Raw genomic sequence first — 7,416 nt, 5'->3', positions numbered from 1 at the left:
ACCGATCGCTGCGCGATCACCTCCCCCACAGGGGGAGGAATGAAAAAAGCCCCCGGCCTTGCGGCCGGGGGCTCTGCTTGTTCCGCCGATGAGGCTTCGGACTAGCGGATGACCCGCGCGCCCTTGCCCTTCATCACGGCCTCGACTTCCGCCTGGCGCACCATCGAGGTGTCGCCCGGAGTGGTCATGGCCAGGGCGCCGTGAGCCGCGCCGTACTCGACGGCGGCCTGGGGGCCCTTGCCTTCCATGAAGCCGAAGGCCAGGCCCGAGGCGAAGCCGTCGCCGCCGCCGACGCGGTCATAGATCTCGAGGTTCTCGCGCATCATCGAGGCGTAGAACTCGCCGCCGGCGTACAGGATCGCCGACCAGTCGTTGACCGAGGCGGTCTTGGCGTTGCGCAGGGTGGTGGCGGCGACCTTGAAGTTCGGGAACTGCTTTACGGCGGTCTCGATCATCTTCTTGAAGTTGGCCGGGTCGATCGAGCTGATGTGCTCGTCCAGGCCTTCGACCTCAAAGCCCAGGCAGGCGGTGAAGTCTTCTTCGTTGCCGATCATCACGTCGACGTACTGGGCGATGTGGCGGTTGACCTTCTGGGCCCCTTCCTTGCCGCCCTGCGACTTCCACAGGCTGGCGCGGTAGTTGAGGTCGTAAGAGATCACGGTGCCGTACTTGCGGGCCACTTCAACGGCTTCGATCACGGCTTCGGCGGTGTTCGACGCCAGGGCCGCGAAGATGCCGCCGGTGTGGAACCAGCGCACGCCCTCTTCGCCGAACAGCTTTTCCCAGTTCACTTCGCCGGGGCGGATCTGCGAAGCGGCCGAGTGACCACGGTCACTACAGCCCAAAGCGGGGCGCACGCCGAAGCCCTTTTCGGTGAAGTTCAGGCCGACGCGGGTGTTGCGGCCCAGGCCGTCGAAGTCGCGCCAGATGACGTGGGAGGTGTCGACACCGCCCTGCATCATCAGATCCTCGACCAGCCAGCCCAGGTCGTTCACCGGCAGGGCGGTGACGGCGGTCGAGCGCTTGCCCCAGCATTTCTTGAAAGCGCGGGCGACGTTGTATTCGCCGCCGCCTTCCCAGACGTTGAACTGGCGAGCGTTGCGGACCCGGCCGAAGCCCGGGTCGAAGCGCAGCATCACTTCACCGAAGGAAGCGCAGTCCCACTTCGTTTCCGAAGCCGGGCGGATGTTGAGGATGTTGTCAGTCATCTAGGCTTTCCCACGAACCTTCTTGATCAGATCGACGGTCTCACGGACCTTGGCGGTGATGCCGGCGTAGTCGCCCGCGTCCAGCAGTTCCTGCGTGATGAGCTTGGAGCCCATGCCCGCGGCGACGATGCCCGCGCCGAACCACTTCTTGACCGAGGCTTCGTCCGGATCGACGCCGCCGGTCGGCATGATGCGGGTCCAGGGCATCGGGCCCAGCACCGCCTTGACGAAATCGGGGCCGCCGACCGACGAGCCGGGGAACACCTTGACGATCTCGCAGCCCAGTTCCTCGGCGTACGAGATCTCCGAGGCCGAACCGCAGCCCGGCGAATACGGGATCTTGCGGCGGTTGCAGACCTTGGCGACGTCGGCGTTGAGGATCGGGCCGACCACGAACTTGGCGCCGTTGGCGATGTAGATGCCGGCGGTCGGGGCGTCGACGATCGAGCCCACGCCCATGATCACGCGCGGATCGGCCGAGGCGAAGTGACGGGTCACTTCGTAGAAGACGTGGCTGGCGAAGTCGCCGCGGTTGGTGAACTCGATGCAGGGCGCGCCGCCGTCGGCGCAGGCCTGGATCACCTTCTTACAGACCTCGACGTCCGGGTGATAGAAAACCGGGATGACGCCCTGGTCCATCAGCGCCGTCAGCACGGCCATGCGGTCTTTCACCATCAGTACTGCTCCTCAAAGGATCGATCTTGCGTGCGGCCTTGTCGGCGGGCCTCGGCGTGGAAGATTTCGCCGCGTTCGGCGCTGGGCGACCGTTTAGACCGCGTTGCGGGCGGACGCCACACCAGAGGCTCCCCCGACGTCAATTCGCGTGTCCAATCGCCTTGGTTGTCGTCCTTCGTTTCCATCCTGCCCGGTGATCCGACGATGTCGGGTTCCGCGCCGCTTTTCCCAGCCGGCCGTTTCCGGCGACGGGGCTCTCAAAATAAAGGGCGTCGGAGCCAATGGCCCGACGCCCCGAAAGTTTGCGCAGGAGCGAACTCAGAAAGAGCCGCGGACGCCTGGGACTGGGCAGGCCAGTCCAAAACGTCAGTGATACCGGTGTCATAGTGGCCAAGCCACTTTGCTACCGGTGTCATTTAGGAATCTACTCCGAAGCGACGCCTTGTGCAAGCGCCGTCAAAACGTTGTTTTCCGTTTTGACGGCGGTGATGAAAATTACTCCTCCCCCGCATGGCGCGGAGGTGGCGCGATGCGAATACGCATCGTGAGGGGCGCAGCCGCCACCGAGCCCCTCCCCTCACCCCGTGTTGCGCAGGCCCGCCGCGATGCCGGCGACAGTCAGCTGGATGGCCAGGCGGACGTTCTCGTCCTGGTCGCCAGCCCGGCGGCGGGCCAGCAACTCCAGCTGCAGGTGGTTCAGCGGATCGACCGACAGCCCGGCCAGGGCCACCGACTCCGCCAGCTCCGGCTGGTTGTCCAGCAGGGCCGAGCCGCCGCGGATCGCCAGGGCGATCTCGGCGGCCTTGTCGTGCTCGCGGTGGATCGCGTCGAAGATCCGCTGGGCGTCGGCCTTGTCCGGCGACAGGTCCTTGTACCGGGCCGCGATGCCCATGTGGCTCTGGGCCAGGGCCAGCTCCATGTTCGACAGCAGGGCCCCGAAGAAGTCGAAGCCGCCGGCCAGGTCCTGCAGCTGCCCCGTCGACAGCCCCGCCCGCTCGACGCCCGAGGCGAAACCGTACCAGCCGGGCAGCATGAAGCGGGCCTGCGACCAACTGAACACCCAGGGAATGGCCCGCAGGTCCTCGATCTTGCGGCTGGCGGTGCGGCTGGCCGGACGGCTGCCGATGTTGAGGCCGACGATCTCGCCGATCGGCGTGGCCGACCAGAAGAAGTCCTCGAACGCCGGGTCGTCGTACACCAGGGCCCGGAAGCCGTGGAACGACGCTTCCGCCAAGGCGGTCATGGCCGCCTCGACCTTGGGATCGGGGCGGACGACCTCGCGCTCGCTGGCCATCAGCACCGCGGCGGCCAGACCGTCGAGATTGCGGCGGGCGGTGGGCTGGTCGCCGAACCGGCGGGCGATCATCTCGCCCTGCTCGGTCATGCGGATGCGGCCCTGGACGGTGCCGGCCGGTTGGGCCAGCACGGCCTCGGCGGCCGGTCCCCCGCCCCGACCGACGCTGCCGCCCCGGCCGTGGAACAGTTGAAGCCCCACGCCCATCCGCTCGGCCTCGAAGGCCAGGGCCGAGGCGCCGCGGGCCACGCCGCGCCGGCTGGCCACGTAGCCGCCGTCCTTGTTGCTGTCGGAATAGCCGAGCATGATCTCCTGCACCGGCCGGTCGCCCAGGATGGTGCGGGACAACGGCAGCTCCAGCCACTGGCGCAGGACCCGGGGGCCGTTCTCCAGGTCCTCGATGGTCTCGAACAGCGGGCTGATCTTCACCGAGGCGCGCGGCGCCGCGCCGCCCCAGACCAGGCCGACCTGCTTGAGCAGGACCAGCGGTTCCAGGATGTCCGACAGGGTCGCGGACTTGGAGATCACATAGGCGCCGATGCAGCCGTGACCATAGTCGCGCACGGCCTGGGCCGCGGCTTCCATGGTGGCCAGCTCCTTGGCCGTCTCCTCGCCATAGGCGGTGAACGGCGAGACCAGGGGTCGCTGGTGCGACAGCTCGCTGATCAACAGCTTGGAGCGGGCCTTCTCGTCGAGGTCCAGGTACTTCACGCCGGTGCCGGCCCGCTGGAACAGCTCGTGCAGCGTCCGCTCGTGGACGTCGGCGTTCTGGCGCAGGTCCAGGCTCATCAGGTGGAAGCCGCAGGCCTGGGCCACCTCGACCAGGGTGCGCAGGGCCGAACCCACCAGGCGCTCGCCGCCGTTCCGCTCCAGGCTGTCGATGATGATCTTCAGATCGGCGACGAAGGCTTCGGGATGGCCGTATGGCTCGACGTCCGTCCGGGCGGTGGCGAAGGCCACCCATTGGTTCGTCAGCTTTTGGGACACCGCCGAGAGCCGGTCGAAGATCAGCTCCAGCGCCAGGCGATACGGCTCGTCCAGACGGTGAACAGACGGATCGTTGGTCTGGGCGGCCAGGGCCAGGAGCTCTTCGGACACCGGCACGTAGGCCGTGGACACCGCCAGGTTCGACCAAAGCTTGCGCACCTCGCTGGCGTACCAGTCGAGGATCACCCGCGACTGCGAGGCCAAGGCCAGCTTAAGGGTGTCGCCGTTGACGCCCGGGTGGCCGTCGCGGTCGCCGCCCAGCCACGAGCCCATCTTAAGCAGCGGGGCCATCTGGCCGTGCTCGCCGATCGCCTGCGACCAGCCGGCATAGAGGTCGATGATCGCCGGCAGGATCGAGGTGCGGACGATCGACAGGGCGTTGCGGATCTCGTCCTTCACGGTGATCCGCTCGGGACGGTAGAGCCGGGTGCGCCACATCAGGGCGATTTCGCGGAACAGCCGCTCGCGGATCTCGGCGTCCATCGACGGCGGCAGGTGGTGGCGACGCAGGGCCATCAGGCGCGAGATCTCGGTCTCGCGGTCGACCATGCTGCGGCGGCGCACCTCGGTCGGGTGGGCGGTCAGCACCGGCACCACGTTCATGGCGGCCAGGACCTTGGTCAGCTCGGCCGGCGACTTGCCGTCGGCGACCAGCGCCTTGACGGCGTCGACCAGGGTGCGGGGGCGCTCGTCGCCCGGCTGGGCGTCGCCCTCGGCGTGGCGGCGGCGGCCGGCGACGTCCTCGCCGATATTGGCCAGCATCGAGTGGCTGGCCAGGGCGCGGGCCAGGAAGATGGCCTGGTCGCTGGACAGGTCGGCGAACAGCCGGTCCAGGCGCGCGGCCTCGCCGGCGGCGGTCTCCTGCGAGGCGGCCTTGCGCGCCGTGGCCACCAGCTTGGCGGCGTCTTCGCCGTCCAGATAGGCGATGGCCTCGTTCAGCAGGTCGCTGAGCAGGTTGGCGTTCTGTCGGACGTGTCGGCTGGTGGGTCGATCACCATCGAGCGACAGGGGATTACGCATGCGCGAAGCTCCGCGACCGCCGCGAAGCCGCGCCGGTTCATCAGGAAGGAAACGTACGAAACGTCGGCCGGACGTTGTGCCCTTGCTGACGCAGCGGCGCCTCTACCGCGCTTTGCCGGCCGCGAAAAGGCGGCCGGCGCATTGGTTGCGGTACCAAATTCGCTTTTGCGCAGATTTCTGCCTCTAGCGCGCCAGCCAGCCACCGTCGACGGGCAAGGTAATGCCCTGGACGTAGTCAGCGGCCTGCGAGGCCAGGAACACGGCGGCCCCGCCCAGGTCGCCCGGCTGGCCCCAGCGGCCGGCCGGAATGCGGGCCAGGATCGAGGCGTTGCGGTCGGCGTCGTTGCGCAGGGCCTCGGTGTTGTTGGTGTCGAAATAGCCGGGCGCGATGGCGTTGACGTTGATGCCCTTGGACGCCCACTCGTTGGCCAGGATCTTGGTCAGGCCCGCCAGGCCGCTCTTGCTGGCCGTGTAGGACGGCACGCGGATGCCGCCCTGGAAGGACAGCAGGCTGGCGATGTTGATGATCTTGCCGATGCTGGCGGTGCCGCTCGCCCCATCTTTGGCTTGCTTGAGCACCTGCTTGGCGAAGGCCTGGGTCAGGAAGAAGACGACCTTCAGGTTGGTGTCCATCACCGCGTCCCAGTCGGCCTCGGAGAACTCGATGCTGTCGGCGCGGCGGATGATGCCGGCGTTGTTGACCAGGATATCGACCTTGCCGAACGCGGCGACGGTCTCGTCGACCACGCGCTGGACGGGCTCGATCGAGCCGAAGTCGGCCTTGATCGACAGGAACTTGCGGCCGGTCGCCTCGACGGCGGCTTGCGTCTCGGTCGGGGCGCTGCGGCCGGCGGCGGCGATGTCCGCGCCCGCTTCGGCGAGCGCCACGGCCACGGCCTGACCCAGACCGGTGTTGGCGCCGGTGACGAGGGCGACCTTGCCTTCGAGGCTGAACGGATTGGCCATGGTGCGTTCCTCAAAAATCTCGTTGTCATCCCGGACGTAGCGCGAAGCGCGAAGATCCGGGACCGACCCGAAGCGCTACGCTCCATGTCGGTCCCGGATCGTCCCTTCGGGCCGTCCGGGATGACAGCCGAAGGGTTCATGAAGGAGCTGTCGCTCCTACTTCAGCTGGCAGATGTCCAGCACGTTCATGTCGGTGTAGTCGAGGTTCTCCCCACCCATCGCCCAGATGAAGGTGTAGTTCGAGGTGCCCGAACCCATGTGGATCGACCACGGCGGGCTCATCACGGCTTCCTCGTTGGCGATCACGATGTGACGCATCTCGTCCGGCTCGCCCATGTAGTGGAAGACCCGGTCGTTGTCGCCCAGACCGAAGTAGAAATAGGCTTCCGAACGGCGGTCGTGCAGGTGGGGCGGCATGGTGTTCCAGACGCTGCCCGGCTTCAGCACGGTCATGCCCAGCAGCAGCTGGGCCGACTTGCAGGTGGTCGGCACGATGTACTGGTAGATGGTGCGCTCGTTGGAGGTCTCCAGGGCGCCGCGCTCCAGCGGGACGGCGTTGGCGAATTCCAGCTTCTTGGTCTCGAACGCGGCGTGGGCCGGCAGGCTGGTCAGGTAGAAGCGGGCCGGGTTGGCGGCGTCGACGCTTTCGAACACCACGTCCTTGGAGCCCATGGTCACGTAGATGCCGTCACGCGGCTCGATGTCGTAGGCGACGCCGTCGACCGTGACCTTGCCCTTGCCGCCGCCGACATTGATGGCGCCCAGCTCGCGGCGTTCCAGGAACGGGTGGCCGGCGGCCGAGGCGGGCTCGGTCTGGTCGGGCAGCTTGACGCCCTTCGAGACGGGGGCGGCGCCGCCCACGACGAAGCGTTCGGCGTGGTTGTAGTGCAGCACGATGTCGTCGGCGGCGAACAGGCCGTCCATCAGGTAGCGATCGCGCAGGTCGTCGTTGCTGACCGCGTACATCATGTCCGGGTGGGTGGCGTGGTAGGTCTTGGTGAACATCAGGGAGCTCCGGAAAATCTATTCGGCGGCGTGTTTGGCGGGATTCGACTGGACCGGCTTGGCCCATTGGGGTCGCTGGTCGAGTTTGTAGGCCTTCTTGGGCAGGGTGTACGTCAGGTCGACGATCAGTTCGGCGGCCTCGACCTCGTCCATGCGGTGCTCGGCGACCATGCGGGCCAGGAAGGCGCTGTCGACGCGGCGGGCCACGTCGTGGCGGGCCGGGATCGACAGGAAGGCGCGGGTGTCGTCGTTGAAGCCGAC

5 protein-coding genes and 1 pseudogene are annotated in these 7,416 nt (G+C 67.4%); all 6 read right to left on the bottom strand.

What is annotated here, in order from left to right; all coding sequences use genetic code 11:
* Window positions 1–101 precede the first annotated feature (101 nt).
* Complete coding sequence (locus AC1DYP_RS24615; protein ID WP_047411116.1) at window positions 102–1,208, bottom strand: sugar kinase; 1,107 nt, start codon at window positions 1,206–1,208, stop codon at window positions 102–104.
* Window positions 1,209–1,883 (bottom strand): bifunctional 4-hydroxy-2-oxoglutarate aldolase/2-dehydro-3-deoxy-phosphogluconate aldolase, encoded by a 675-nt coding sequence (locus AC1DYP_RS24610; RefSeq protein WP_018113188.1) that lies wholly within the window; start codon window positions 1,881–1,883, stop codon window positions 1,209–1,211. It abuts the gene before it with no gap.
* 577 nt (window positions 1,884–2,460) lie between these two features.
* A complete protein-coding gene (gene ppc / locus AC1DYP_RS24605) occupies window positions 2,461–5,184 on the bottom strand; it encodes a phosphoenolpyruvate carboxylase (RefSeq protein ID WP_477048538.1) in 2,724 nt (907 codons plus the stop codon).
* Window positions 5,185–5,367: 183 nt separating this feature from the next.
* On the bottom strand, window positions 5,368–6,150 hold the full coding sequence (kduD, locus tag AC1DYP_RS24600) for a 2-dehydro-3-deoxy-D-gluconate 5-dehydrogenase KduD (RefSeq protein ID WP_477048537.1): 783 nt from the start codon (window positions 6,148–6,150) through the stop codon (window positions 5,368–5,370).
* Window positions 6,151–6,306: 156 nt separating this feature from the next.
* The gene (gene kduI / locus AC1DYP_RS24595; protein WP_477048536.1) at window positions 6,307–7,155 is read right to left on the bottom strand and encodes a 5-dehydro-4-deoxy-D-glucuronate isomerase; all 849 of its coding nucleotides are present in this window, start codon (window positions 7,153–7,155) and stop codon (window positions 6,307–6,309) included.
* 18 nt (window positions 7,156–7,173) lie between these two features.
* Window positions 7,174–7,416, bottom strand: a pseudogene (locus AC1DYP_RS24590) (glucuronate isomerase); the annotation flags it as partial.

Source organism: Caulobacter sp. P1_D6, from assembly GCF_056406095.1.
This window is presented reverse-complemented; position numbering and strand designations above follow the sequence as displayed.